The sequence below is a fragment of the Tangfeifania diversioriginum genome, from assembly GCF_900141875.1.
GTDB lineage: Bacteria > Bacteroidota > Bacteroidia > Bacteroidales > Prolixibacteraceae > Tangfeifania > Tangfeifania diversioriginum.
On record NZ_FQZE01000017.1, the window covers coordinates 44,274 to 69,786 of the forward strand.

General features: G+C 42.2%; 25 protein-coding genes and 1 pseudogene. 12 read left to right on the forward strand and 14 right to left on the reverse strand.

Annotated features, from left to right (window positions below; translation table 11 throughout):
• Window positions 1–190 precede the first annotated feature (190 nt).
• Window positions 191–358 carry a hypothetical protein gene (locus BUC07_RS20940; protein ID WP_175552525.1) on the forward strand — a complete coding sequence of 56 codons (168 nt, stop codon included), beginning with the start codon at window positions 191–193 and terminating at the stop codon, window positions 356–358.
• Window positions 359–491: 133 nt separating this feature from the next.
• On the opposite strand, the gene mgrA is transcribed toward BUC07_RS20940, so the two are convergent.
• From mgrA to BUC07_RS11795, 5 genes are all read right to left on the reverse strand, one after another.
• A complete protein-coding gene (gene mgrA / locus BUC07_RS11775; RefSeq protein WP_073169644.1) occupies window positions 492–1,478 on the reverse strand; it encodes an L-glyceraldehyde 3-phosphate reductase in 987 nt (328 codons plus the stop codon).
• A gap of 81 nt (window positions 1,479–1,559) precedes the next feature.
• Window positions 1,560–2,156, reverse strand: coding sequence for a CDP-alcohol phosphatidyltransferase family protein (locus BUC07_RS11780; protein WP_073169646.1), 597 nt, complete (start codon window positions 2,154–2,156; stop codon window positions 1,560–1,562).
• Window positions 2,157–2,203: 47 nt separating this feature from the next.
• Complete coding sequence (locus BUC07_RS11785) at window positions 2,204–2,878, reverse strand: phosphatidate cytidylyltransferase (protein ID WP_073169649.1); 675 nt, start codon at window positions 2,876–2,878, stop codon at window positions 2,204–2,206.
• Window positions 2,879–2,882: 4 nt separating this feature from the next.
• The gene (locus BUC07_RS11790; protein WP_073169651.1) at window positions 2,883–3,614 is read right to left on the reverse strand and encodes a phosphatidate cytidylyltransferase; all 732 of its coding nucleotides are present in this window, start codon (window positions 3,612–3,614) and stop codon (window positions 2,883–2,885) included.
• A gap of 4 nt (window positions 3,615–3,618) precedes the next feature.
• On the reverse strand, window positions 3,619–4,413 hold the full coding sequence (locus tag BUC07_RS11795) for a sulfite exporter TauE/SafE family protein (protein ID WP_073169654.1): 795 nt from the start codon (window positions 4,411–4,413) through the stop codon (window positions 3,619–3,621).
• A gap of 223 nt (window positions 4,414–4,636) precedes the next feature.
• On the opposite strand from BUC07_RS11795, the pseudogene BUC07_RS20665 reads away from it, so the two are divergent.
• Window positions 4,637–4,795: pseudogene (locus tag BUC07_RS20665) on the forward strand (IS1595-like element ISBaba1 family transposase); the annotation flags it as partial.
• Between the two features lie 36 nt (window positions 4,796–4,831).
• Here BUC07_RS20665 and BUC07_RS11800 read toward each other — a convergent pair.
• Both BUC07_RS11800 and BUC07_RS11805 read right to left on the reverse strand, forming a co-directional pair.
• Entirely contained in the window at window positions 4,832–5,254 is a 423-nt protein-coding gene (locus tag BUC07_RS11800; protein ID WP_139279556.1) for a hypothetical protein, read from the reverse strand.
• Between the two features lie 135 nt (window positions 5,255–5,389).
• On the reverse strand, window positions 5,390–6,187 hold the full coding sequence (locus tag BUC07_RS11805) for a restriction endonuclease (RefSeq protein WP_073169658.1): 798 nt from the start codon (window positions 6,185–6,187) through the stop codon (window positions 5,390–5,392).
• 323 nt (window positions 6,188–6,510) lie between these two features.
• On the opposite strand from BUC07_RS11805, the gene BUC07_RS21335 reads away from it, so the two are divergent.
• Window positions 6,511–6,672, forward strand: a complete 162-nt coding sequence (locus BUC07_RS21335) for a DUF559 domain-containing protein (RefSeq protein WP_262509497.1) — start codon at window positions 6,511–6,513, stop codon at window positions 6,670–6,672.
• 38 nt (window positions 6,673–6,710) lie between these two features.
• Here the strand turns inward: BUC07_RS21335 and BUC07_RS11810 are convergent, their stop codons facing one another.
• From BUC07_RS11810 to BUC07_RS11820, 3 genes are all read right to left on the reverse strand, one after another.
• Entirely contained in the window at window positions 6,711–8,018 is a 1,308-nt protein-coding gene (locus tag BUC07_RS11810) for a Gfo/Idh/MocA family protein (RefSeq protein ID WP_073169660.1), read from the reverse strand.
• An 84-nt stretch (window positions 8,019–8,102) separates the two neighbouring features.
• A complete protein-coding gene (locus tag BUC07_RS11815) occupies window positions 8,103–9,104 on the reverse strand; it encodes a sugar phosphate isomerase/epimerase family protein (protein ID WP_073169662.1) in 1,002 nt (333 codons plus the stop codon).
• A 143-nt stretch (window positions 9,105–9,247) separates the two neighbouring features.
• Complete coding sequence (locus BUC07_RS11820) at window positions 9,248–10,408, reverse strand: Gfo/Idh/MocA family protein (protein WP_073169664.1); 1,161 nt, start codon at window positions 10,406–10,408, stop codon at window positions 9,248–9,250.
• Window positions 10,409–10,727: 319 nt separating this feature from the next.
• On the opposite strand from BUC07_RS11820, the gene BUC07_RS11825 reads away from it, so the two are divergent.
• Window positions 10,728–11,657, forward strand: a complete 930-nt coding sequence (locus tag BUC07_RS11825; RefSeq protein WP_073169666.1) for a hydroxypyruvate isomerase family protein — start codon at window positions 10,728–10,730, stop codon at window positions 11,655–11,657.
• A 212-nt stretch (window positions 11,658–11,869) separates the two neighbouring features.
• Entirely contained in the window at window positions 11,870–12,793 is a 924-nt protein-coding gene (locus BUC07_RS11830) for a hydroxypyruvate isomerase family protein (RefSeq protein ID WP_073169668.1), read from the forward strand.
• A 115-nt stretch (window positions 12,794–12,908) separates the two neighbouring features.
• Here BUC07_RS11830 and BUC07_RS11835 read toward each other — a convergent pair whose 3' ends face one another.
• From BUC07_RS11835 to BUC07_RS11845, 3 genes are read right to left on the reverse strand one after another with little or no spacing between them, the layout of a single operon-like run.
• A complete protein-coding gene (locus BUC07_RS11835) occupies window positions 12,909–14,285 on the reverse strand; it encodes a T9SS type A sorting domain-containing protein (protein WP_073169670.1) in 1,377 nt (458 codons plus the stop codon).
• Window positions 14,286–14,302: 17 nt separating this feature from the next.
• Complete coding sequence (locus BUC07_RS11840; protein ID WP_073169672.1) at window positions 14,303–14,950, reverse strand: hypothetical protein; 648 nt, start codon at window positions 14,948–14,950, stop codon at window positions 14,303–14,305.
• Window positions 14,951–14,952: 2 nt separating this feature from the next.
• Window positions 14,953–15,453 carry a hypothetical protein gene (locus tag BUC07_RS11845; RefSeq protein ID WP_073169674.1) on the reverse strand — a complete coding sequence of 167 codons (501 nt, stop codon included), beginning with the start codon at window positions 15,451–15,453 and terminating at the stop codon, window positions 14,953–14,955.
• A 114-nt stretch (window positions 15,454–15,567) separates the two neighbouring features.
• Between BUC07_RS11845 and BUC07_RS11850 the strand changes: the two genes are divergently transcribed.
• Window positions 15,568–16,716, forward strand: a complete 1,149-nt coding sequence (locus tag BUC07_RS11850) for an AraC family transcriptional regulator (RefSeq protein ID WP_073169676.1) — start codon at window positions 15,568–15,570, stop codon at window positions 16,714–16,716.
• Window positions 16,717–16,721: 5 nt separating this feature from the next.
• Here the strand turns inward: BUC07_RS11850 and BUC07_RS11855 are convergent, their stop codons facing one another.
• Complete coding sequence (locus BUC07_RS11855) at window positions 16,722–19,484, reverse strand: phosphoenolpyruvate carboxylase (protein WP_073169678.1); 2,763 nt, start codon at window positions 19,482–19,484, stop codon at window positions 16,722–16,724.
• A 196-nt stretch (window positions 19,485–19,680) separates the two neighbouring features.
• On the opposite strand from BUC07_RS11855, the gene BUC07_RS11860 reads away from it, so the two are divergent.
• From BUC07_RS11860 to BUC07_RS11885, 6 genes are read left to right on the forward strand one after another with little or no spacing between them, the layout of a single operon-like run.
• Window positions 19,681–20,592 carry a universal stress protein gene (locus BUC07_RS11860; protein ID WP_139279557.1) on the forward strand — a complete coding sequence of 304 codons (912 nt, stop codon included), beginning with the start codon at window positions 19,681–19,683 and terminating at the stop codon, window positions 20,590–20,592.
• Between the two features lie 26 nt (window positions 20,593–20,618).
• Complete coding sequence (mbhE, locus tag BUC07_RS11865) at window positions 20,619–22,925, forward strand: hydrogen gas-evolving membrane-bound hydrogenase subunit E (protein ID WP_073169682.1); 2,307 nt, start codon at window positions 20,619–20,621, stop codon at window positions 22,923–22,925.
• The gene (locus BUC07_RS11870; protein WP_073169684.1) at window positions 22,922–23,341 is read left to right on the forward strand and encodes an MnhB domain-containing protein; all 420 of its coding nucleotides are present in this window, start codon (window positions 22,922–22,924) and stop codon (window positions 23,339–23,341) included. Before mbhE ends, BUC07_RS11870 begins: the two co-directional genes overlap by 4 nt.
• Window positions 23,341–23,685, forward strand: coding sequence for an NADH-quinone oxidoreductase subunit K (locus BUC07_RS11875; RefSeq protein ID WP_073169687.1), 345 nt, complete (start codon window positions 23,341–23,343; stop codon window positions 23,683–23,685). The genes BUC07_RS11870 and BUC07_RS11875 overlap by 1 nt, the downstream gene beginning before the upstream one ends.
• A complete protein-coding gene (locus BUC07_RS11880) occupies window positions 23,685–25,181 on the forward strand; it encodes a proton-conducting transporter transmembrane domain-containing protein (protein ID WP_073169690.1) in 1,497 nt (498 codons plus the stop codon). The genes BUC07_RS11875 and BUC07_RS11880 overlap by 1 nt, the downstream gene beginning before the upstream one ends.
• Window positions 25,178–25,510 carry a Na+/H+ antiporter subunit E gene (locus BUC07_RS11885; protein WP_073169692.1) on the forward strand — a complete coding sequence of 111 codons (333 nt, stop codon included), beginning with the start codon at window positions 25,178–25,180 and terminating at the stop codon, window positions 25,508–25,510. Before BUC07_RS11880 ends, BUC07_RS11885 begins: the two co-directional genes overlap by 4 nt.
• Window positions 25,511–25,513 lie beyond the last annotated feature (3 nt).

Sequence of the window (25,513 nt, forward strand, 5' to 3'; positions counted from 1 at the left end):
GTATATTGTTGATATCTCAAATTTTTTCCGTAAACTTTTTTGGGGAAGGATTCGTTACTGTAATCGTAACCGGTACATTAACAGTAATTTAACAGAGAGCTGTTTTTATTTATGTTTTGAAACATGTTTGAGAAAAATAGATACTTTTGCAAAAGACAAATTTGTCTTTTTTAAACAAAAACGGAAAACAATGGAAACAAAAACAAATCAGAATCAGATTGTTATTACAACAAGTGCTGAGAATGAAAAACAAAAGCTGCCGGTAAATTTAATCCTGTCACTGGCAGCAGGAGCAATTGCTGGCATGGCAATTATCTTCGGTCTCTTTTGGGGGGCAGAAATGCTTTTAAGCCTTTAATTAAGGTGAACAGAATGATTTAGAAATATATGTTTAAGCTGAAAAGCCCCGCCAACCGGCGGGGCTTTCTCTTTGCCTCCAATCTGTTTTTATGCCATTTCGGATGTTAATTTATCCAGTAAACAAGGTAGTATTATTTCTTTAATACTTTTTCAATTTGTCCCAGTTCTTCATCTGAAAACGAACGTTTTTGCAGCATGGCCACGTTGTCTTCAATTTGTTTTACTGAACTGGCTCCAATCAAAACCGAGGTAATCCGGTTGTCTTTCAATATCCAGGCCAGTGCCATTTGCGCCAGCGACTGCCCGCGGTTTTGGGCAATTTCATTCAGTTGAACAATTTTGTCGTGTGCCGATTCCACATCTTCTTTTTTCAGGAAAACTTCGCGGGTGGCACGTGAACCATCCGGTATTCCTTTTAAATATTTATCGGTGAGCAACCCCTGCGCCAGCGGCGAAAACGGGATGCAGCCAATTCCTTCTTCTTCCAGCACATCCAGAAGTCCGTCTTCCACCCAGCGTTCAAACATTGAATAGCGTGGCTGGTGCATCAGGCAGGGAGTTCCAAGATCCTTCAAAATTTGGGCGGCTTCTTTGGCCATGTCAGCCGGGTAGTTTGAAATGCCCACATACAATGCTTTGCCCGAACGAACGGCATGGTCGAGTGCCATCATGGTTTCTTCCAGCGGCGTGTCCGGATCCGGACGATGCGAGTAGAAGATATCCACGTAATCGAGTCCCATGCGTTTCAGGCTTTGATCGAGGCTTGCCAGCACATATTTGCGGCTGCCCCATTCACCGTAAGGTCCGGGCCACATCAGGTAGCCGGCTTTCGAGGATATTACCAGTTCGTCGCGGTAGGCACTGAAATCCTGTTTCAGTATTTTTCCAAAATTTTCTTCAGCAGACCCCGGAGGCGGACCATAATTATTGGCCAGGTCGAAGTGGGTAATTCCCAGGTCGAAGGCCCGGTGAAGCATGGCGCGGCCGTTTTCAAAATTGTCGATTCCCCCGAAATTATGCCAGAGGCCCAGTGAAACAGCCGGCAGTTTTAAACCCCACTTTCCACAGCGGTTATAAAGCATCGAATCGTAGCGGTTTTCAGCAGGTAAATATGTCATAGTACAAAAATTTTGTTGGTTATGAATTTTATTTCTTTCTGAAAGTTATCAAAATTTAGATGTGCTAACAAATAGTAGTAATTATTTATGGTTTTTTTCATCCTGTAAAATCCAGTAGATGCCTTTTAATCCGGGCCTGATGTCATCTGTTTTTAACAGCACAATTATTTTTTCAATATAGGCCAAAGCACCCCAGCCAATTGCAATGAAATAAAACCAGAGGTTAAAGCCCCAAACAAAAAGCACGAAAAAGAAGGCTCCCTGCAGGTATCCGGTTATTACTGCTCCGTAAAGGTGGAGGCCGGGTATCTTTTTAAACCTGATGAGAGCAACAATATAGCTAAGTACAAAAACAGCCAGGAAAAGGAATAACAGCCAGGCGTGGGGTTTAACCGGTTCCCACTTAAAAGCAAACAAGCCGTAAAGCGCCAGAATATAGGTGCCAATATCGCCCAGGTTATCGATTGCGGCACCAAACCGGGTAACAATATTAAATCTGCGGGCAATAAACCCGTCGATAATGTCGCTTACCAGGTTAATACATAAAAGTATAACAAACCATTGTACATTTCCTAAAAGCGCCAGTACTAAAATTACCGGAAATGTAATTACCCTGTAAGAGCTGATAATATTAGGAATATTCAGTATGTTTTCTCCTTTGAAGTAAAGTTTCTTCATGAAAAGTCAGTGTTAATTTGCGTTTCAAAAATAATAATTTTGCTGTACTATAGCATCAGCAGTATGACCAATAACACGCTCATTGGGATGAGTAAATTATCAATTCCTTTCCAGCTAATTAATTCGGCAATAGTACTTACCAAAGAAATAACCAGTGCAATGCCAAAAATTTCGAGGTTGAGTTTCATTTGGTTAAAATACAGCGCAATGGTGCTGATTGTCAGGCATGACACAAAAAACGAAAGCGAACCGAGCCATGTTTTTTGCAGCTGATAATTAAATATCTTGATTTTATTATTGTACTGTTCCAGGTTGATGCCCAGGATGCCGGCAATGGGATCGCAAATGGCAAGTATCATGATGGGAAGGATGAACAGGAATTTATCTTCAAGTTTTACTGAAACCAGGAATGTAAGATAAATGGACACTGGCAACAAGTAGCTTCCAACGGATATTCGTTTTATGTCGTGGATGGATTTCAGATAGGTGCGGTGGCGGCTGATAAACAGCAGAATAAAAAATATGATGGCCAGTGCCAATACGTACCAGTGATCATCAAAAAGATAGGGAAAAGTTATGGTGGACAAGGTAGCCGTAAAATGAGCAAATTTACGGGTAATTTCCCCGGTTAGCTGTAGCCTCCGGTAAATCATTTCGGTGAAGGTAAGCAACAACGCAAACCCGATTAAAAATATGATTGTCAGACCAATTTGTACGCTCATAATTTTAAATTTTGGTGCTAATATTTTCAATTACTCCCACAACAGCACCTCCGGCAATCAGGCTGTCGAACCTGTCGAGGAATCCCCCGTGCCCGGGAAGTAATTGCGAGAAATCTTTCACACCATACTTCCTTTTATACAGCGAAGCCAGCGCGTCGCCGGTTAATGCAAAGAAGATTATGGCGATTACAAGAAGTAGTGAATTTAAAGTTTGCTTTCCGGTGAGGTTGTGAAATAAAAACGAAGTAATTATTGCAATAACTGCACCTCCCAAAACACCTTCCACGGTTTTCCCGGGACTTATCCGTGGCAATACCTTATTTTTCCCAAATAGCTGGCCGCTTATTTGGCTGAATGCATCGAATATGGAAAGAATCAGAAAAGTGAAAAGTATAAGCTTGTAGTCTAACTGACTGAAAAAATAGAACCCTGCACTGAAAATTAGAAAAATGATGAGTGAGATACCGAAAAAAGTGATATTTCTGAAATTTGACTGTTTAAAAAGGTACAATAATTCTCCCGCACCAACTAAGATGATAACCAGAACAATATACCTGAACACTTGGGGGGCAAAAGCAATGCACAGAAACAGGACGTTAATTATTATAAAGTACACACCAAATTTTAACCAGCTGGCCCGTGCAGTTTTTTTATCTTTTTTTTGGTTTATAATATAAAATGCAATGCCACCCAGTGCAAAGAATGAAAGTATAATGATGTAAATAGTTAAAATCATGCAGTTATTTAAAAATTAGCACTATACCCGAAATTAGAATAATTATAATAAATATTTTTTTAATTCCGGTTTCATATTTCTCCAGATTAATTTTGCTTAATAAATGCGGCCCGGTTAAGGCACCTGCAATTGTTCCCATTGTTAGGAAAAGCACCAAAGTTAAATCAATCTCGCCAACCAGAAAATGTCCGGCAAAAGCTGAAAAAGTGTTTACAAGTACTACAAAAAGGGAAGTTCCAATGACAAGTTTTATTGGCGTATGCAATGCGATTAACCCAGCCAGAACAGGCGCTGCGCCACTTGTTCCAAAGGTTCCGCTGATAATTCCCCCGGCAAATCCAAAAACCGAACCTTTTGAAATTTTTATTCGGTTTAGCTTTTTTGATATTTCTGGTGAAGTATCAGCTTTTTTCTTTCTCCGGCTGTTCAGAAAAATAATTATCGCAAGCAATATGGAGTATATCCCAAAAGCTATTTTTAATTGTTCAGGGTTGAGAAGCCGGGTGATAAGCGTACCCGAAACAGCTCCAATAATCCCCGCAATTCCGAAAAGGAGAGCAAGCTGGAAATGAATATTTTTTTTCCGGTAGTGCCCGATTGATCCCGCAATTCCCAAAGGCAGGCTGGCTGCCAGCGAAGTAGCAACGGCAATATGGGCCGGTACCTGGAAAAGGAGAATGAGAATAAGCGGAAAGAATAACCCTCCGCCACTGCCAATCATGGTGGCCAAAACGCCAACAATTAAGCCAATAAATGGCAGCCAAATGTAGCTTTCCTGGAATGCTGAGTAGAACAACATATTTCAAATTTCAAACTTGCAACTTAACCATAATTGATTTTAAGCCAATGTATTAAAAAAATACCTAAATGAAATTTATTAATACAGGTTGTTAAATATAATGTTTTTGACTCGGTTGAAAAAAAATTGAGAATTTTCGCTGGGACATGGTGACAGTATTAAAAGAAAAATTAAATAAGGGCAATGGAGCAGTTGCAGACTTAAAATTTAGGACGAAGCTGGCTTATGGGGAATGCACCATCAGTTAGAACATTTGCAGGCATACATTGATGAATACTGCTACCGGTTTAAACGCAGCTTTATGAAAGAAGGGATTTTTGACAATCTGTTGGGGAGCATGGTCAAATCGCCATCTGTGACGTATAAACAAATTATTGCTTAAATGCCTAATTCAATAAAATAGTTCTTAGAATAAAGTTCAATTAATTCTGCAAAACTCATTTAGATGATTTTCAATATCAATCCATGTTATTCCATTATTGCAATCATAACGTTTTTCCATCATTTTTAATGCAAAGGGAAATCTATTTCTATCATATAGAAGTTTGGAATTATTCATTTTTTCTTCAATTTCTGAAGCATATACCTCAAGATCAAAAGTACTCCATTCGATGATAAATGAACTATTAATTTCATTTTTTTCATATTGTTCAATGAATTCTAGTATTTCCAACAATTTGTAGATATTATTAATATGTTCATACTCAATATGAACATTATTTCTTAAAATTATTGATTCTGAAGTTAAAGCTTTAATATAACTACTTTTAACCAATTTTTCTGAAGTAGTTTGTATGACAAAAAGTTTTCTTCCATCAACTTTTATTCTTTTTTTTTCCATTTTATTTTTAATTGATGAAATTATTGAAGCTTTTAGAACATTTGAAATGTTACGCAAATTTTGACTGTCCATCATATAAATTATAAAAATGTTATCTAATCTAAATGAATAATTTATCTCTCATATTACAATTATTCAGAAATTTTTAAACCATTTCTCGTCAATATCGATCTGTTCTTTCAATTCCGTCTTGATGCCTAATTTTAATTCTTTCAGTTTTTCAACAAGTTTTTCTCCATCAATTAAATCAATAGAAGGTGCTCCATCTCTATTTGCCTCTCTTATTGCATCACGAGTAAACGTACCAGTTGTAATAAACAAACCCTTGTCGGTTCTACCAACCATAGCACCACGAAAATCTCTTATTTCACTACACGGAACTTTTCCTTTGATGCGCTTGCATTGAAAAATAATATGGAAGCTTAATATTCCGTTTATTTTTGCTATTCCAATACCATCAATTCCTCCATCGCCTGATTTTCCTTTTATTTCAACTTGAATAAATCCTGTTTCTCTTAAAACCCTTTGGATTAACCTTTCAAATGCGCTTGGTGACATTTTTTCAGTAATAATCTTTAGTGCATTTCTTTTCCATTTTTCTGAATCTTCAACCTCTTCTTCTGTTTCTTTAATTTTAGAAATATTTGATTTTTTATTGTAGTTGGAATTGATACTTTTTAATACCCAAATACCTTTTCCAACATTTGAAATAACACCCTGGTTTTTAAGCATTGTTCGCACCCAAGCTAAATTATATTTGAGATCGGATTGACCAGTTTTTCCATTGATTATTTCTAGAAGTGAATCACTCAAATTCAAATTTTCTACTATTTTTTCGTAGATTTCATCAGTATTTGCAGAACCTCCTAATTGTCTTATAGCTTCTATTGTGGGGTCCATTAATTCATTTCTGGTTGGTAATTTTTTAACCATTTTATATATTAGTAAGAATTGCGAATACTCTAAATTAATTATTTCATTATAAAAATTGGCATTTCATTAAATAATTTATAGAAAATCTGTTTTATTTTTAATGGTTATCCGTATGTATCAAGTATTATATTGTATTCCCGCAGATTCCGCAAATAAACGCTGATTTTTTATAAAATTTCTGCGAAAATCTGCGTAATCAGCGGGAGATTTACTTTTTAGGTATATATGCAGGCATTCATATTATTTTTTATCTCAGATTATTAATTGGGAAGGAAAAAATAAAATCAAACAGGGATTTTTGGATCCCAAAGATTGAGCGTAATATTCAGCGGGACAAACAAAATAACAACTTATTAATCAAAGAAGGTTGGAAAGTCCTCCGGTTTTGGGATTTTCAAGTACAAAATGAATTTGGAAAATCTTTATATCAAATTTTAGATTATATTGAAAATTTCGAGAAATACGAAAATAAAAAAATCCAGTAACTTTCGTTACCAGATTTTTAATATGATAATAATTCTATTTAAACTTTTGGCAGCTCCCATGGAGCGCGGTAGTCAGGAGTCAGGTATTCGTTGGCGTTGTTATCATCAATAAATTTACTGTTGTCGGCATCCCAGTATAATCGCCGGCCGGTTTTTAATGCAATATTTCCGAGGTGACAAACCCTTGCGGTGTTGGCTGCAATGGCTACGTTCGCATTTGGTGTTTTGCTTGTGTCTTTTATGCATTCGATGAAATTTTTCATGTGATTATTCAGCCCCTGGCCATCACCTTTAATCAATTCCACCCGCTCCATTGCAGGGTTATTCCCACCTTCAGGAATTACTTCCCAACCACCACGGTCAACAACGAGCGTTCCGTTGTTGCCCACAAAGCCTACACCATGCGAACGGCCGTAATAGCCACCGTCAATACCAATTCCGTGATCCCACAACATGGTATAACCGTCGAATTCATAAAGTGCCTGAAGCGTATCGGGTGTTTCGGCAGCATCTTCGGGGTAAGCAAATTTGCCGCCCATTGCCATAACTGATTTCGGCGCTTTGGCTTTCATGCCAAATAATCCGTAATCGATGATGTGAACGCCCCAGTCAGTCATCATTCCGCCGGCATAATCCCAAAACCACCTGAAATTAAAATGAAACCGGTTGGGATTGAACGGACGTTTTTGGGCCGGCCCGAGCCAGAAATCATAATCCACTCCATCGGGCACGGGGCCATCGGGTTTTACAGGAATCGACTTCATCCAGCCCTGGTACGACCAAGTGCGTACTGTCCGTATTTTTCCGAGTTTGCCAGAGTGGACAAATTCCACGGCATCCTGCCAGTGTTTATCGCTGCGCTGCCATTGGCCCACCTGAACTACATTTCCGTAGCGGCTGGCTGCCCGTTCCATAATATTTAATTCTTCAATGGAGTTGGCAAGTGGTTTTTCGCAGTAAATGTATTTCCCTTCCTGGGCCGCATTAACAAACGGGATGGTGTGCCAGTGGTCAGGCGTTCCGATTATGATCACATCAATTCCGGGTTCTTCCAGCAACTTTCTGAAATCTTTAAAACCTTTGGGTTTCTTACCCTGGATTTTTTCAGTGTCTGCAATGCGCTGATTCAGAACATTTTCATCCACGTCGGCAATGGCGGCGCATTCGGTATTGGGCTGGCCCAGGAAAGCCTGCAAGTCAGAAAATCCCATTCCTTTGGCACCAATTAAGCCACAAACCAGTTTTTCGTTTGCTCCAACGCATGAAGCTAACGGCATTGATGCCGCTACCCCCACCCCGGCAGTTGCCAGTGCCGATTTTTTAATAAAACTTCTTCTGTCTGTCATTTTTTAATTATTAGGTTAAATGTTGGTAGCCGGAGGTCTGTTGGTTATCTTTCTGACTTCCGGCTTCGGTCTTTCTTCTTCTTCTTATTTATTTTTTTGCATTGCATCATCAAAAGCCACGTCCGAAGGTGTAAAGTCAACTTTTTTCACAAATTCGGCGGCTTCAGTTGCTCCGGCATCGCGGTTCATACCGCTGTCTTCCCATTCTACTGAAAGCGGTCCGTTGTAGCCAATGTCGTTCAATGCGCGGATGATATTTTCAAAATTCACACTTCCGTGGCCTAAACTACGGAAATTCCAGTAGCGGCGGTTATCACCAAATTCAGCATGTCCGCCAAAAACGCCGATGCCTTTTGGTACATCGCTCCAGTAGGAATCTTTCATGTGAACATGGAAAATCCGGTCGGAAAATTCATAAATAAAACGCACATAGTCAACATGCTGATAACCAAAGTGGCTCGGGTCGTAGTTAAATCCGAAGGCCGGGTGGTTATCCAGCGCCTGCAAAGTCAGGTGAGCAGAGTGAATATCGAATGCAATTTCGGACGGGTGCGCTTCCAATGCAAATTTCACGCCTATTTTCTGGAATTCATCCAGAATAGGAATCCAGCGTTTGGCGAATTCTTCGTAGCCTTTCTCAATGCGGCCGGCAGGTATTGGCGGAAACGAGTACAGCATGTGCCATATCGGGCTCCCGGTAAATCCGGCCACGGTGTTGAGGCCCAGCATTTTGGCCACTTTGGCTGTTTTTATCACTTCTTCTGCTGCCCGCTGACGCACGCCTTCCGGGTCGCCATCACCCCAAATATAATCGGGAAGAATTCCTTTGTGGCGCTCGTCGATGATAGCATCCGAAACACATTGCCCCACAAGGTGTGTGGAAATGGTATATAAATCCAAATCGTATTTTTTCAGCAGTGCTTTGCGTTCGTCGCAATAGGCCTGGTCGGCTTTGTCAATTTCCATGTGGTCGCCCCAGGTGCAAAGCTCGAGGCCATCGTAGCCAAACTCTTTTGCTTTTTGGCACATGGTTTCAATGGGTAAGTCGGCCCATTGTCCGGTGAATAGTGTTACTGGTCTTGCCATGATTTATATTTTTAAGAGCCTCTCCCCAAACCCTCTCCAACGGAGAGGGGGGTAGGAGCGGCTGTAGTTCATACAAATTTTTTACGGATTTATTTATAAACCCGTTTATTCTCCCCCTTTGGGGGAGTTAGAGGGGGCTTCTTTTACTCTCCGAATTTCACCCATTTTACTTCATCGTCGTATCCGGCCTTTACCACTGTGTCGATGAACTGCATTCCGCGTATTCCATCCTGAATTCCCGGGAAGTCGAGCATTTCGGCAGTTGGTTGTTTGCCTTCTTTTTTGGCCATTATTGTCAGAGCAAAATTGCGGTAAATATTTGCAAATGCCTCGAGATAGCCTTCCGGATGTCCACCGGGCGTGCGCGAATTATGAGCAGCTACTTCGCTGTCCATCGTGGCACCCACGCGTAAGATTTGAGTTGGCTGGTCGGTCCATTTTACAATAAGCGAATTGGGTTCATGCTGGAACCATTCCAGGCCGCCTTTTTCACCGTAAACTCTGATTTTGATGGCATTTTCTTCGCCGGCAGCAACTTGGGTTGCCAGTAGAATTCCGGTGGCATCTTGCTCAAAACGGAGCAATGCTGCCCCATCATCATCGAGCCGGCGGTTGGGAACATAGGTATTCAGGTCGGCGCAAAGTTCAGTAACGCGCAGTCCCGAAATGTATTCAGCCAACTGGTGGGCATGCGTTCCAATATCGCCCATACAACCTGCTTTTCCCGATTTTTTCGGATCGGTACGCCACGAGGCCTGGGCATTTCCTTCGTTTTCAGCTGCCCCCGATAGCCAGCCCTGCGGGTATTCCGCATAAATTTTTCGGATTTTACCGAAATTTCCGTCGGCAACCATTTTGCGGGCATGTTTCACTGCCGGATAGCCGGAATAAGTGTGGGTTAAAGCGAGTGTCAAACCGGTTTCTTCCAGTTTCTCGTTCAGCTTCAATGCTTCATCGAGTGTAAAGGTAATCGGTTTGTCAATAACAACATGAAACCCGTTTTCGAGTGCCATCATGGCCGGGCCGAAGTGAACGAAGTTGGGTGTTACAATCGTTACAAAATCCATCCGTTCGCCCTCGGGTAGCTGTGCCTCTTTTTCAAACATTTCCTGGTAGGTTTCATATACCCGGTTTTCAGGAAGGTAATACAGCTTGCCTGATTCTTTTGAAATTTCGGGATTCACACTGAAACAGCCGCAAACCAGTTCAATCTGGTTATCCATAAATGCTGCCAGCCGGTGAACGGCTCCAATAAACGCGTCGGTTCCACCACCGACCATTCCCATACGAAGTTTTCTATTCATATCTATTTTGTTTTAGTTGATTTGGCAAAATCAGACCCTAAAATTAACAACTCTTTTGAAATGAAGCAATTTTCAGAATGCAGACTTTTCAGATTTTGAAACAGTTAAAAATTTTCCGGTATTATTTACTATTGCCCGATACTGTTTCGTTTCCTGAAAGTCAGCAGGTAAGAGCAATTAAATAGAAAAAAGCAGTTTTTACTTTTAGGTAGTGTTTCCTAAAAATCAGTCATGTATTCAGGAAATTAAATGTTTTTTTGGGCCACAAATGATTACTTTTAAGCGCTTTTTTTTCAAATCAACATAAACCGACAAAATAATGAAGAGAAGAAATTTTATTAAAAACACTGCTGTTAGCGGAATGGCGTTAACAGGACTTGCAACTGCAACCGGAGCTTATGGTTCCGAAACTGTTTCATCAAACTCGGCTAAATTTAAACTGAAATATGCTCCCGGTTTGGGAACGTTTCGTGAAAGTGCCGGATCTGATCCTATTGACAACATCAAATTTATTGCCGACCAGGGATTTACAGCTGTTTTCGACAACGGACTTGCCTGGAGAGAAGCCGCGGTTCAGGAAAAAATAGGAAACGAACTGGCCCGGCTGGGAATGGATTTGGGACCTTTTATTGTGTATGCCGACCACGGTAAAAAATATATGGTTACCAACGATACGGAAGTTAAGGAGATGCTTAAGCAAAAGACAACCGAAGCACTTGAAGTTCAGAAGAGAACCGGCGCAAAAACCGGTTTGATCACTCCCGGGTTGTACGACGAAAGAATGGACTTGGATTACCAAACCATAAATGTGATTGAAAATATGCGCCTTTGTTGCGACATTGCCGGCAAAACCGGGCTGGAACTTGTGATGGAACCTCTCAACCGCCAGGTGGATCACCCTGGGTTGTTTTTAACATCAATGCCGCAGTCAAAAATGATTTGCGTAGCCGTGAATCATCCGAGCTGTAAAATTGTGGATGACTTATACCACCAGCAAATCACCGAAGGAAACCTGATAAGGAATATGGATTTGTGCTGGGATTATATCGGAGCATTCCACATTGGCGACAATCCGGGAAGGAACGAACCCACCACCGGTGAAATCAACTACAAAAATATATTCAAACATATTTACGATAAAGGTTACCAGGGAACACTCTGCTGCGAACATGGAAAAAGCAAAGGCGGCAAAGAAGGCGAAATGGCCTTAATTCAGGCTTACCGGGAGGTAGATTCCTTTGAGGTATAAAACGAAGTTAAGAGAGCAATCCAAACAGGCTGATTCAAAATTTTGAGTCAGCCTGTTTGGGTTATAAAAGAGACGGGGTAATTCCAATAATCCATAAACCCGGTCTCCCCGCCGTGTAATATTTTGAAGAAGTTGAAATTAATGGGAAGTAATTCGTCGATAATTCTTTATTTTTACGAGTACAGAATATTCATTCATAAACCGATATAATCATGAAAAGACGAAATTTTTTAAAGAACACGGCGGCAAGCAGTATCGCATTGTCAGGCCTGGGTAGTGTAATGGGAGCTTCTGCATCTGAATCAGTTATTTCCAACGACAATGCGTTCAAATTAAATTATGCCCCGCATTTCGGAATGTTCAGGCACAGTGCCGGCGACGACCTGATTGACCAGCTAAAATTTATGGCCGACCAGGGATTTACAGCTTTCGAAGATAACGGTATGACAGGACGAGATGTGGCAACCCAGGAAAAAATTGGCGAAACACTCGAAAAACTGGGAATGACAATGGGTGTTTTTGTGGTACCCAAGGGCGGAAACATGGCCAATACCCTGGCTGCGGGCAAAAAAGAACATGTCGATATTTTTCTGGAAGGATGCCGCCAGTCGGTTGAGGTTGCAAAACGCGTGAATGCCAAATGGATGACCGTGGTTCCGGGGGCTTTTGAAAGATGGCTGCCCATTGGTGTACAAACTGCCAACGTAATTGAAGCGCTGCGTAGAGGGGCTGAAATTCTCGAGCCGCACGGCCTTACCATGGTGCTCGAACCGCTTTCCGATTCGCCCGATCTGTTTTTGCAAACTTCTGACCAAACTTACATGATTTGCAAAGCCGTAAACAGCCCGGCCTGTAAAATTCTGTACGATATTTACCACCTTCAAAAAACCGAAGGACACCTGATTCACAATATCGATCTGACATGGGATGAAATTGCCTATTTTCAGTTAGGCGATAATCCGGGAAGAAATGAACCCACGACCGGCGAAATCAATTACAAAAATATATTTAAACACATCTACAACAAAGGATTTAGCGGCGTGGTAGGCATGGAGCACGGCAACTCCGAGCCGGGGATTGAAGGAGAAAAGAAACTGATAAAAGCATACCGCGAAGTGGATGCATTTGAAGTGTGATTCGAAAGTTGTGCTAAAATAAAAAAAGGAAGAGGCTGGTTCTATCATTGTTTCAGCCTCTTTTTTAATGTGGTTTTGGAGAATGTCGTTGATTTGAATGATTGGCAATTATCTGTCAGTTAATTATTATTGATTGATTTGAAACGGTACCATTTCCGCTAAGTTTTACCAGGTAAAATCCTTTCACGTTTGGTGGCAGATCTATAGTTTGTATTGTGCTCGTATTCATTTTTTTGCTGAAAATAGTTTTGCCATTCAAATCAGTTATTTCAACCCGGGAACCATGGATTGCTTTTTGGGGTAATTCAATTGTAAATGTTCCGGTATTCGGATTGGGATAAACCCGGAACGTCATTTCATTTGTGTTGGCTGCTTTAACTGAGGTGGTATTTGCATACTTCACCACGGTTGTCCGTCTTAGCTTCCAATGATCGCGAAAAGCAAGATGAGGCACACCACTTGCCGAAAAAGCAAGGCTGGTATAATCTGCTCCTGATTTTGATGCAACCTCACCCACCTGTTCCCAGCCAGTTTCGGTGTATTTCATCAATGTGGCTTTTTCTCCTTCTCCGTCGTCGCTGAAAGCTATGTGCGGAACTCCGTTTGGGGCGAACTTCACCGTGGGATAAAAGGCAGTTCCTTTTGAAAGTCCGTCTGTTCCGAGCGGCACCCAGCCGGATCCATCGAATTTGTAAAGTGTGGCTTTTGCGTCGGTGCCCCTGGTAGCCAAATACGGAGTGTTGTTATACACAGCCAGGCATTGGTAGGCGTCGTGGGTGCTCGCAGAAAAACCCTGCTGTCCAAGTACTTCCCAGGCCGAGCTTGCGCTGTTGTATTTCATCACGCTGGCGCGGTAGTTTGCACCGTAATCTCTGTACGACACGTAGGGAGTTCCGTTTTCCACCGCAATGTCGATTACATTTGTCATGAAACCGGTGGAGAAACCGGGAGTACCAACTGTTGCCCAACCTTCACCTCCGTTTTTTATGACTGTAATTTTGCTGTTTTGCACCGCATCCTGAAAGGCCAGCCAAAGGGTGCCGTTTTCAATTGCCAGGCTCACCTCATCAGCTATATTTTCGGTAATACCGGGCCCTCCAACGAAAACCCAGTCGGTTCCGTCGAATTTCATCACCGATGCTTTGCGCCCATTTGCTACATCGCAAAATGCCACATAAGGTGTGTTTCCTGAGATTGCAAAACACAGGCTGTTGGCCTTTCCTGGGGTAAATCCCGCACTGCCTACCACTTCCCACTCCTCTTCGTTAAATTTCATTACGGTTGCTTTGTCGTCATGTGTACGGTCCATATAAGCAACATAAGGAGTCTCTCCTATAAAAGCGATGGACTGGCTGAATGTTTCACCTTCTGAAAAACCTTCGGCACCTACCGGAACCCAGTTTTGTGCAGAGGATGGAATAAAACCCCAGAACGTCAGAAGTAGGCAGGTAAGTAGGGTTTGCCTCCTGCCTGATTTTTTTGTTTTAGCCATGGTAATTCGGTTTTAGGTTAATTATTTGCCGAACTGATAATACCAAAAGTTTGGTCGGTGCCGTCTTCAAAGTAAACTTTTAACCCAACCATTCCCCATTTGTGGATGCCAATGAATTCAATTTTGGAAACGCCGGGAATCCCTCTGCCGGTTTCCTGTACGTGAATAGTTTTAATAAGAAAAAAGCCCCACTCGTAAACATCTTCTTTCGAAACCTTCGAAACTTTTCTTTCCAATTTTTTACCGTTGTGTTTCAACGAGTAGGTGTCGCCCTCTTTGGCATCGTAGTCCATAATAGTTAGATTGCCTTCTTCGTAAACACTTTGAAATCCCTTGGTGGTAATTCTGTAGTCGCGGCTTACACTTGCGCGGTTGCCACTCACGGTAACATCTGGCATGGCCGAAATCATTTCCAAAACTGCCGGGTTGGTGATGGTTGCAGAATAGGTAATTGTTGATACTTCGCCATTGCGGGCAGTAACCACTGCGTCGGCATCGGTAACGCCATTTGGTAAAGCGGTTATCCCGTAACTGGTGTTCACTTCTCCCATGGGTGATGGTTCACCGCCTAAGGGTTTGTCGTCTCCATCAATTAAACTGCACGATGGAAATGCCAGCACGGCTAAAATTAAAGTTGCAGCAAAAGGTAAAATGTAATTTTTCATGATTAGTCAGTTTTAAATGAATGGTTATTTTTTGTTTTATGGAATTTGAAAATCAATATTCTGAATCCAACGATAAAGGCAAGCAGAAATAATGGGAATACCGATGTGGCAAAGAGAAATACCGGCCAGCCGTAAATGAAAAGAAAACAGGCAATCCAAATTCCGGAAGAAATAAATACAGCATAAATAAGTGCTTTTATCCTAAGCGTATTTAGTTCGGGTTTCTCGTTTCTCTCGGATGAAAAGCCAATAAAAATTAAACCCAGAGTTAGAAAAACGGCTGCTGTTTCATCGAGCAAATTGGTTTGTGCCACAACAAAAGTGCGTGTTTCCATGTATGATGTCAGAAAAGCAAAGACCTTCGTGGTAAAAAAATCGGGTTTGCCTCCCGCAAAATAGAGGTACCCTGCCAGGCCGGCAATTAATAACAAGGCTGCTCCGGCGTACCTGAACCAGTGCTTCAACAGCGGAAAGTAGAAATTTTGATTATCTGAATCATCCATGTGGTAAATATATTTACGGAGGATTCAATAATTATTCCCATATTGTAAATTTGATGCTTAAAAGGTAAATTGCAGGCTTAATTATATTTTGTCTAAATACTAACTGGCTAAATAATGTGGTACGATCTGGTTGTGTACACTCCAATGTATGCTACAGCCTTTTGGGCGGTAGTTTTTTTGCTTTCGCCTGTTAAGAAAAACCGGGCTAAACATTTTCTGGGGCTTTTCATGGTTGTGGCCTTTTTACTGTACCTGTCGCACACCTTATTTTTCAAACAGGAATTTGATGCGTATTTGATAATGGATCCGGTGTACACGTTTGCATCGCTTGCTGTTTATCCAATGTATTACTGGTACATCAGGCTGTTAACAGTTGAGCCCGCCATAAATTACCGGAACCTGCTGTTACTTTTGCCTGCTTTTGTAGTTTCGGTAGCCACATTATTCGTTTATGTGTTAATGAGTGAGGCAGAAACGATGGAGTACCTCCAACATTTTTTACTGAACAGAAAACCGGTTTCAGAACTTTCTTCGCTTGCCCAAACCCAGGGGATTATTTTTATTATCGGGCGGATTGTTTTTGCAGCCACAGTTATTTACAGCCTGGTTTTCGGTCGCAAACTGGTCATTCAGTACAACAAAAAGGTGGCCAATTTTTATTCCAATCTTGAGGATAAAACTATTGTATGGGTAAAATATTTGCTTTATTCTTTTGTAGCCACCTCGTTAATGAGTTTCATTTTTAATGTTATCGGGCGTTCCGTTTTTATCGAATTTACGGGGTGGCTGCTGGTGCCATCTTTAATTTTTAGTTTGTTGCTTTTTTTTATTGGTTTTCAGGGGTATATACAGAATTATTCAGTGGCCGAGCTGGCTGAAGACGAGCAGAAAGTTCCTGCTCACGGATTAAGTTTCTCAAACTCAGAACAGCTAAAAAAAGAGGTGGTTCAGTTATTTGAAAATGAAAAAATTTATCGCGATCCGAACCTGAAAATCACTCATGTTTGCAATCGGCTGAAAACCAACAGGACGTACATTTCAAAATTGATAAACAATCAGTTTAATTCCACATTCAGCGATTTTGTAAACAGCTACCGGGTTGAGGAAGCGAAAACTTTGCTGACGCAAAATCCATCTCATCTTTTTTCATTAAATCATGTATCGGAGGCGGCAGGCTTTGGATCGCTAAGTTCATTTATCCGCATTTTTAAAGATAAGGTGGGAGTAACGCCCGGCAGATACCGCGAGAACAGCAGGAACTGAAAATTTTACCCGGTGGTTCCCATGGCATTGGCAATGGCATTCACACTGCGCAGCAAGCTGTGCAGTAACCCGTCTGCGTTTTCCTTGTCAGAATGTTGCGCTTTTCGCCACTGTTTCAAAAGTCGAATTTGTTCTTTATGCAGCGGCATCAGGGCATCGGCCCTTAAGTTGGTTGAATAATAGTGGTTTTTGCGCCTTTCACGTATGGAACTGCCCAGCAGGGCGAGCATCATTTCGCGGGTTAACGCGAGTTCGCTTAACAACATGGTAAGAATTTCATTTTTTACTTTTTCGCTTACAACCAGGTCGCTGTAGAGTTTTATAATTTTTTCGTCGGTGGCAGCAAGGCTGGTATCAATGTTGGTTAAAACATAACGCACAAAATTATCGGTTTTAACCAGTTTTCTCAGGTCGCTGTATTTTTCAGGTTCTTCCATTTTCATTTTTTGAAGTGTGGATCCCACACCGTACCAGCTCGAAATGTGCATGCGCGACTGTGTCCAGCTGAAAACCCACGGGATGGCACGCAAATCGGCCAGTGTCCTTTTTCCTGTGCGGCGTGCCGGGCGCGAGCCAATTTTGCTCGATTCAATGGCATCGATAGGAGTGGCCTGGTCGTAAAATTCAATAAACGAAGGGTGGTCGGTAAGCTGCCTGAAAACTTTGTAGCTCTCATTTGCCATATAGCTGAATACCTTATTTCTAACCTGGTCATTTTCCGGTTCAATCTGATTGCTTAGCACCGTTTGGTGAGCCAGCCCGGCAACCAGCAATTCAAGATTATAGGCCGCATTTACTTTGTTGGCGTATTTACGTTCTATGGTTTCGCCTTGTTCGGTGACCCTTATTAATCCGTTTAAAGTTGATGCCGGAAGCGATTTTATAAACCAGTGGGTTGGCCCGGCTCCACGGCTGATGGTACCTCCTTTCCCGTGAAAAAAGCGAAGTTTCACACCGTGTTTTTTCGCTATTTCGGTGAGTTTAATCTGGGCGTTGTACAAATGCCACGTGCTGGCCAGAATCCCGCCGTCTTTGTTGCTGTCGCTGTAACCAATCATTACATCCTGTACCGGTTTTTTCCAGCCTTTCTGCTCTTTAATGTAATTCAGGCTGTTTTTGGTTGCCTGGTGACTTAAAAATGCATCCAGTATTTCGGGGCTTTTAATTAAATCATCAATGGTTTCAAACAGTGGCACCACCGGCAACGGGCACGCCAAACCACCCGATGTGTAATGCGATAAACCGGCTTCCCGCACAAACAGAAAAACGGTAAACAGATCGGTAACATCGCGGGTCATGCTTACAATCAGCGAGCCCAGGGCTCTTTCCGAATAGTGGCTGATGTGGTTTTCGATTACCTGGAAAGTCCGGACAACTTGTTTTGATTTTTCCGATTTCAGAAAATCTATTTTGCTGATAAACGGACGGTTATTCCCAAGTTCTTCCAGGATGAATGTTTTCCATGCTTCGGGGTTTTGTGCAGTTGCTTTGTATTTTTGGGGTTGGCTTACCTTCATAATATCCCGCAGGGCATCTTCATAAAATTTACTGTTCTGCCTGATGTCTAAATGTGCCAAATGAAACCCAAAAATTTTCAGGTGGCGCAAAACTTTCTGTACGTCGTTAACAGCAATGGTTTCAGCGCCGTAATTTATCAGGGTGTCTTTGAGTAAAAGCAAATCTTCGGCCAGTTTAACTGAGCTTTTATAGGAGGTAGTGGTTTCGTGAAGCTCAATTCCCCCACTCGAATTTTCAACAATAGGAAGTTTTTGTTTTACAAGCTGAATGAATGTTTTGAATGGCTCGTTTTTAGCGGGCTGTTTTTGAAACTGCAGTTCATTTTGCAGCATCTCCATGCGTTTTTGGAAGGAAGTTGTGAGGCAGCTGCTGTTGCAGTAAATGCTGAGTTTGTCAGCAAGTTCGTCCAATAGTTTGTTGAGCAGCAAAAATGCATGTACCCTGAACGTTTTCAGCGTGTTTGCCGTAACTTCAGCTGTAACCAGCGGATGTCCGTCGCGGTCGCCACCCACCCAGTTTCCAAAAGCAATGACGGGGTAATTACCGGTATCGGCAACCAGATCGCGGTTAAACCCGGTTTCCTCCCAGGCCTGCCGTAGTTTAAAGTCGAAATAGTGAAGCATTTCGGGGAAAACTTTATAGAAATAGTGCAATACGTTTTCCAGTTCCGACTCCACCGCGGGTTTTTCAATAAAAATTTCCCCGATAAACCAGAGTTTATGCAATATTTGTTTGATGTCGTGTTTTATCTCTTCGTGTTCGTAGCTGGTGTACATGGAGTTTTCGCGCTTAACAATCAACAGGTACAGTTGGCGGTAAAGGGCTAAAACCACGGGGCGTTTGGCCTCAGTGGGATGGGCAGTTAAAACCGGTTCTGCAACAACCTTTTTCAATTCCCGGGCGATGGTATTTTCGTCAATGTTTTTACTTTTTAAATCGGCAAGCACATTTCCCCAAAGCCCGCTTACCCCCGAAAGGCCGTTTTGTTGCTGTTTGGTCCTGCGGTTTTGTACCGCCCCGTTCACTTCTGCCAGGTTCAGCAGCTGGAAACTCAATGAATATAGGTGCAATAATTTTTCAGTGTTTTCTTTATCAAAACGTGGTGGCTGGGAGGAGATCCATGGAATTTGACGGGCCAGACCGGGTTCGTTGTTTTCAACTAAAACTTCCGACAGGCATTGCAGCAGAAATTCAAAATCTTCGTAGGGTTTTCCAATCAATATTTTAACTTTATCCAACAAATGTTTCATAAAATAATCATGGTTGAGAAATTTATCCTTTCATTAATTAGGATAGACGGTTTGAAAAAAATATTCATTAATAAAACCGGAGTTTGGTACATTTGTTTCAGTTCTGTCAATTATTCTTCTCACGATGTTGATTGTATAAACTAAAATTGAATAATGTTGTTCAATTTCAATAATTAAATGAGTGAAAAAAGATTTAATGAATAAAACGATATTAGTACCTGTTGATTTTAAACAGCCTTCGGCCGATGCTGCTTCTTATGGTTGTAAAATGGCTCAAAAAATGGGTGCCGGTTTGCTTTTGCTTTATGTAATTGATACCCCCGGAATATTAGCCCAGTTTTTTTCGTCGGGCGATCATCTTGTAAAAGTTACCGATGAGGCCAAAGAAAAACTGATTGAGTTGGCAAAATCGATGAACAGCAAATTCCCCGAAATTAAAACCTCCACACGCATAGCACGTGGGAAACCATACGAAAAAATACTGGAAACATGCCGTAACGAAGACACCCGGATGATTATACTGGGAGAAAACCATCAGTGTGGCGATCCGGAAGATGAACTGGGAACCACGGTTTACCATGTTACGCTGAAATCGAGAGTACCTGTTCTTACCCTTAAAGGAGACACCACCAGGATGAAGGATAAAATTGTGGTTCCGCTTGACTTAACCAAGGAGACCCGCGAAAAGCTGTCGGCAGCTTTGTTTTATGGAAAGGAATATGGTGCAAAAATCCATTTGGTGTCCGCACTCGTTGGTGGTATTGCCAAAAAAGAAAGCCGCATTTACAAAAAAATGAACGACGCCAGGGAGACCCTGGAAATGAATGGAGTTGAATGCGAAATGAAATTGTTCGACCGTTCAAAAACTCCCCCGTTTAAAAGGGTTTTGGAATATGCCGAGAAAGTAGATGCCGGAATGATTTTACTCATGACTCACCAGGAAGGTTATACTTACGATAATTACATCGGGGCGTTTGCTCATCATATTCTGAACTTGTCAAATATTTCGGTGTTGAGTATTACCTCGGTGAAGAACAATTTGGATTTTGCCCCGTTTTTTAAATCTTTGGTTGATCCCATGGGGGTGTTAATGAGAGGTGAGAAATGAGTAATTTTTAAAGAATTTTGTAAGAAATGCAATATATTCTTATTGTTTACCTGGTTGTCTCTTTCGGGATATTTATTTTGCCCGGCTGGCTGAAAAAGCAGAAAGCACTTTTGCTTACCCTGGTTCAGCTGGGTGCATTTATCTATTTTGCAACACGCATTCCTGAGATTACCAGCATGCCGTCGGAACAAATTTTTATAAGCTGGCTGCCCCGGCTCGGGCTCAACCTTGAATTTGTTCTCGATGGCCTGAGCATGGTGTTTGCCTTGCTGGTAACGGGTATTGGAACCCTGGTGTTTTTGTATGCCAAGGCCTATATGAAAAGCTATTCGGGCACCGATAAGTTTTTCTTTTACCTGATGCTGTTCAGCGCTGCCATGTTGGGGCTGGTGTTGTCGGCCAATTTAATTCAGCTTTTTATTTTCTGGGAACTGACAAGTTTCCTGTCTTACTTTTTAATCAGTTTTTACCACGAAAAAGAATCGGCACGAAAAGCCGCTTTCCAGTCGCTTTATATTACCGGTTTTGGCGGGCTGAGTATGCTGGCGGGAATTGTGTTGCTGGGCAGTGTAATCGATAGCTATGCGCTTAACGACTGGATTGCCGGTGCTGACGCACTGCGTGAGAGTAATTTATACCTGCCCGGATTGTTACTTATTTTGGTTGGGGTGTTAACCAAATCGGCCCAGTTTCCGTTTCATTTTTGGTTGCCCGGTGCTATGCAGGCTCCGGCACCTGTGAGTTCGTATTTGCATTCGGCCACTATGGTAAAAGCCGGTGTTTTTCTGCTTGCAAGGCTGAGCCCGGTTTTGGGCGGTACTCCCGAGTGGGTTTATATTATTTCTATGGTTGGCGTGCTTACCATGCTCACCGGTTCCTATTTTGCCATTACCCAAACCGATTTGAAAGGAATTTTGGCATATACTACCATTAATGCACTGGGCGTTTTGGTGTTACTGCTCGGAATCGACACCAAAGAGTCGATTAAAGCAGCCATGCTGTTTTTGTTTATTCATGCATTTTACAAAGCCACACTTTTCATGGTGGCCGGCCTCATCGAGAAAAAAACCGGCACGCGTGAACTTTCAAAACTGGGCGGATTGATAAAATACATGCCTTTCACTTTTGTTATTGCTTTGCTGGCCTTGCTTTCTATGGCCGGTCTCCCGCCATTGCTTGGTTTTTTAGGGAAGGAACTGATTTACGAAGCCAAGGTGCAGTCGCCCGGAATTGCTTCGCTGGTATTGGTGCTGGGCGTTATATCCAACGTATTTATGGTGGCAGTTTCGTTGTTTTTTGCCCGGAAAGTTTTTCTGGGAAAATCACCAAAATATGAAAAACTACCCAACGAAAGAGGTTTTGCTTTTTTAATTGGTCCGGCAGTGCTGGCACTGTTAAGCCTTGTGTTGGGGTTATCGCCCGACAAGCTGGGAACGGCTATTATAAAACCAGCTCTTTTTGTCGTTTCTACAGAGGCCGTTGAAGTAAAACTGAAAATATGGCACGGATTCAACCAGGTTTTTTATTTAAGTCTGCTCACTATTGTGCTGGGTGTGGGGCTTTTTTGGGCCATGCTCAAAAAGAAAAAAGTGCTGGAGATTTGGCGCAGGGTGAACGATGTAGTTTTTTCCGTTCAGCTCGAAGATGTTTTTGCATGGGTAATGGATAAGTTTGTGGTCATTTCGAAAATGAAAACCAAAGCGGTGCAGCATGGGTATCACCGCTATTACATATTAACCATTTTTGTTTTTACCACCTTACTGCTTTGGTTCCAGGTTTTTGTAACCCGCTCGTGGGATTTTGGCATTGCATTTAGCATGAAACCATTTTATATATCGGGACTTGCTGTGGTTATTATTTTGGCCGCTGCAGCCAGCACAGTGTCGCGTTCCCGCATTGTGACCATAATCGCTATGGGAGTGGCAGGTTACGGCATTTCTCTTATTTTTCTTTATTACAGCGCTATCGATTTGGCCATTACTCAAATATTGGTTGAAACGCTTACGATGGTCATGTTTATGGCTATTTTACAGAGATTGCCCCGGTTTGCCGTGTTGTCTTCGAAGCGCACGCGATTTCGCGATTTTTTAATCGCACTTGGTTTTGGCAGTGTAATGACAGTACTTGCATTAAAAGCGGTGAATGTGAATCTGAATCCATCCATCTCTGATTTTTTTATTGCGAACAGTTACGACAGGGCTTTTGGTGAAAATGTGGTAAATGTGATACTGGTTGATTTTCGTGCGCTCGATACACTTGGCGAAGTTACGGTACTCACTATTGCCGCTTTGGGGGTTTATTTATTGCTGAAAACCAAAAAATCGAAATTATGAACTCGGTTATATTACAAATAGCGGCAAAATACCTGAAATGGTTGCTCATTGTTTTTGCAGTGCTGGCGCTGCTCAGGGGGCACAATAATCCAGGTGGCGGATTTATTGGCGGGCTAATGGCCGGACTGGCCATTGTGTATCGCGGATTTGCATACAATGCTTTTCAGGTGAAAGAAGAATTGCAGGATCGTCCCGGGTATTATATCGGAGGTGGACTTTTTGCTATTTTCCTGAGCTTTCTGCCATCGCTTTTCGCGGGCAAAACAATTATGACCGGCCTTTGGGTGAAAATACCAACACCCGTTGGCGAAGGGATTAAACTGGGCACACCCTTTTTGTTTGATATCGGGGTTTTCTTTGCAGTTATTGGAGTGACCTTACTTTTTGTTTTTTCATTAACACAAAAACAACATTAATGGAAATTATTCTGGCAATAGTAGTAGGAGTTTTATACACGGCGGGAGTTTACCTGATGCTCCGGCGGAGTATCCTGAAATTTATTATCGGGCTTATTCTTTTGAGTAACGCGACCAACCTTCTGGTTTTTCTCTCGGCGGGTCTGGTTCCCGGAAGCCCGGCTTTTGTAAAACCTGATGGCGTAGGCAATGGCGTAATGGCCGACCCGCTGCCGCAGGCACTGGTGCTCACCGCTATTGTTATCGGGCTGGGTATTGTGGTGTTTACGCTGGCATTAAAATATAAGTTTTTTGAATTAACGGGTACTGACGATTTGGATCAGCTTAAAAAAACCGATGACTAATGATAGCATTTGTTGCATTGCCCATATTAATTCCTTTTGTGCTGATAATCACTTTGCTGATTATCCGTTCAGATAAGCTGGCCCGCTGGGTTGGCCCGCTGGGGGCCGGATTGCTGATTTTATTGTCGGTGTACCTTTTGGTGCTGGTGCGCGAACACGGTGTAATTGCCCTGCAAATGGGCGGCTGGGAAGCACCTTTTGGAATTACACTGGTGGTTGATTACCTGAGCGCCCTCATGCTTGTAGTTTCGGCAATTATAATTTTCTCCATTGCCGTTTATGCCCTTCGGTTTTTGCCCGAAACCATTAAACTGAACCGGTTTTTTATTTTCTTTTTTGGTTTGACTATGGGGCTGAATGGGGCGTTTGTTACCGGCGATGTGTTTAATTTGTTTGTTTGGTTTGAGGTGATGCTAATGTCGTCTTTCGTGCTCATTACTTTGGGGCGCACAAAAAACCAACTCGAAGGCGGCATAAAATACATGGCGCTGAACCTGGTGGGATCGATGTTTTTCCTTGCCGGGGTGGGTCTGCTTTACGGGAAAACCGGTACGCTCAACATGGCGCACCTGGCCGAAATATTGAAAAACGACGATCAGGCGATTCTGATGAATACCTCGGCTGTACTGTTTTTTGTGGCATTTGGAATTAAAGCGGCTGTTTTCCCGCTTTACTTTTGGCTGCCTGCTTCATATCACACGCCAAATATTACCATTTCGTCGTTGTTTGCAGGGTTGCTCACAAAAGTGGGGGTTTATACTTTTATTCGTTTTTTTACGCTTTTTTTTGTACACGACCCGCAGTTCTGGCACCAGCTTTTGCTTGTTATTGCCGGTCTTACAATGGTGGCAGGTGGCATGGCAGCAGCTGCCCACTACGAAACGCGCCGGATTTTATCTTACCACATCATCAGTCAGATTGGTTATATGATAATGGGGCTGGGCATTTTTACCCCGCTGGCCATTGCCGGGGCAGTGTTTTTTACCATCCACAACATGGTGGCCAAAACCAATACTTTTTTAGTTTCAGGAATGATTAACAAAGCCCGGGGAACTTATGAACTGAAAGATGTTGGGGGCCTTTTTAATCAGAGTCCGCTGATGGCCGTACTGTTTGTTATTCCTGCATTTGCACTGGCCGGGGCACCACCCATTTCGGGTTTCTTTGCCAAATTTATTCTCATAAAGGCAGGTATTGAAAACGGAAATTACGGGATTACAGCAGTGGCTGTGCTAACCGGAATGCTGACACTCTACTCGATGATAAAAATATGGAACGAAGCTTTTTTGAAAAAGCAACCTGAAAATGAGTACGCCAAAACGCCATTTAAAAAGCTGCAATTTGCCGAATATTTTCCGTCGGTGCTTTTAGGTGCAGTAAGCATTTTAATGGGAATTTTTGCTTTTTATGTGTTCGATTTTACGATGGAAGCCGGCGCCCAGCTTACCAATCCGGAACTTTATATTGAAACCGTTTTGAAAAGAGTGAACCCATGAAGCTATTGAAAAAAATATATTTCACCCTGGAATTTATTGTGTTCTATCTGGTTAAGCTGGTAGAAGCCAATTTTTACATTGCATGGGATATTTTAACGCCAAAAATGCATACCAAACCGGCTTTCATGGAAATTCCGGTAACTTTGAAATCAGACCTGGGTTTGCTGCTTTTCAGTAACCTGCTTTCGATGACACCGGGAACGATGAGCATGGATATAAGCCCGGACAAAAAAACGGTTTTGGTGCACGTGCTCTATTATTCAACCGATGATATAATGCTAAAGGATTTTAACAGGATTCAGGATAAAATTAAACGAGTAACCGGTTAAATT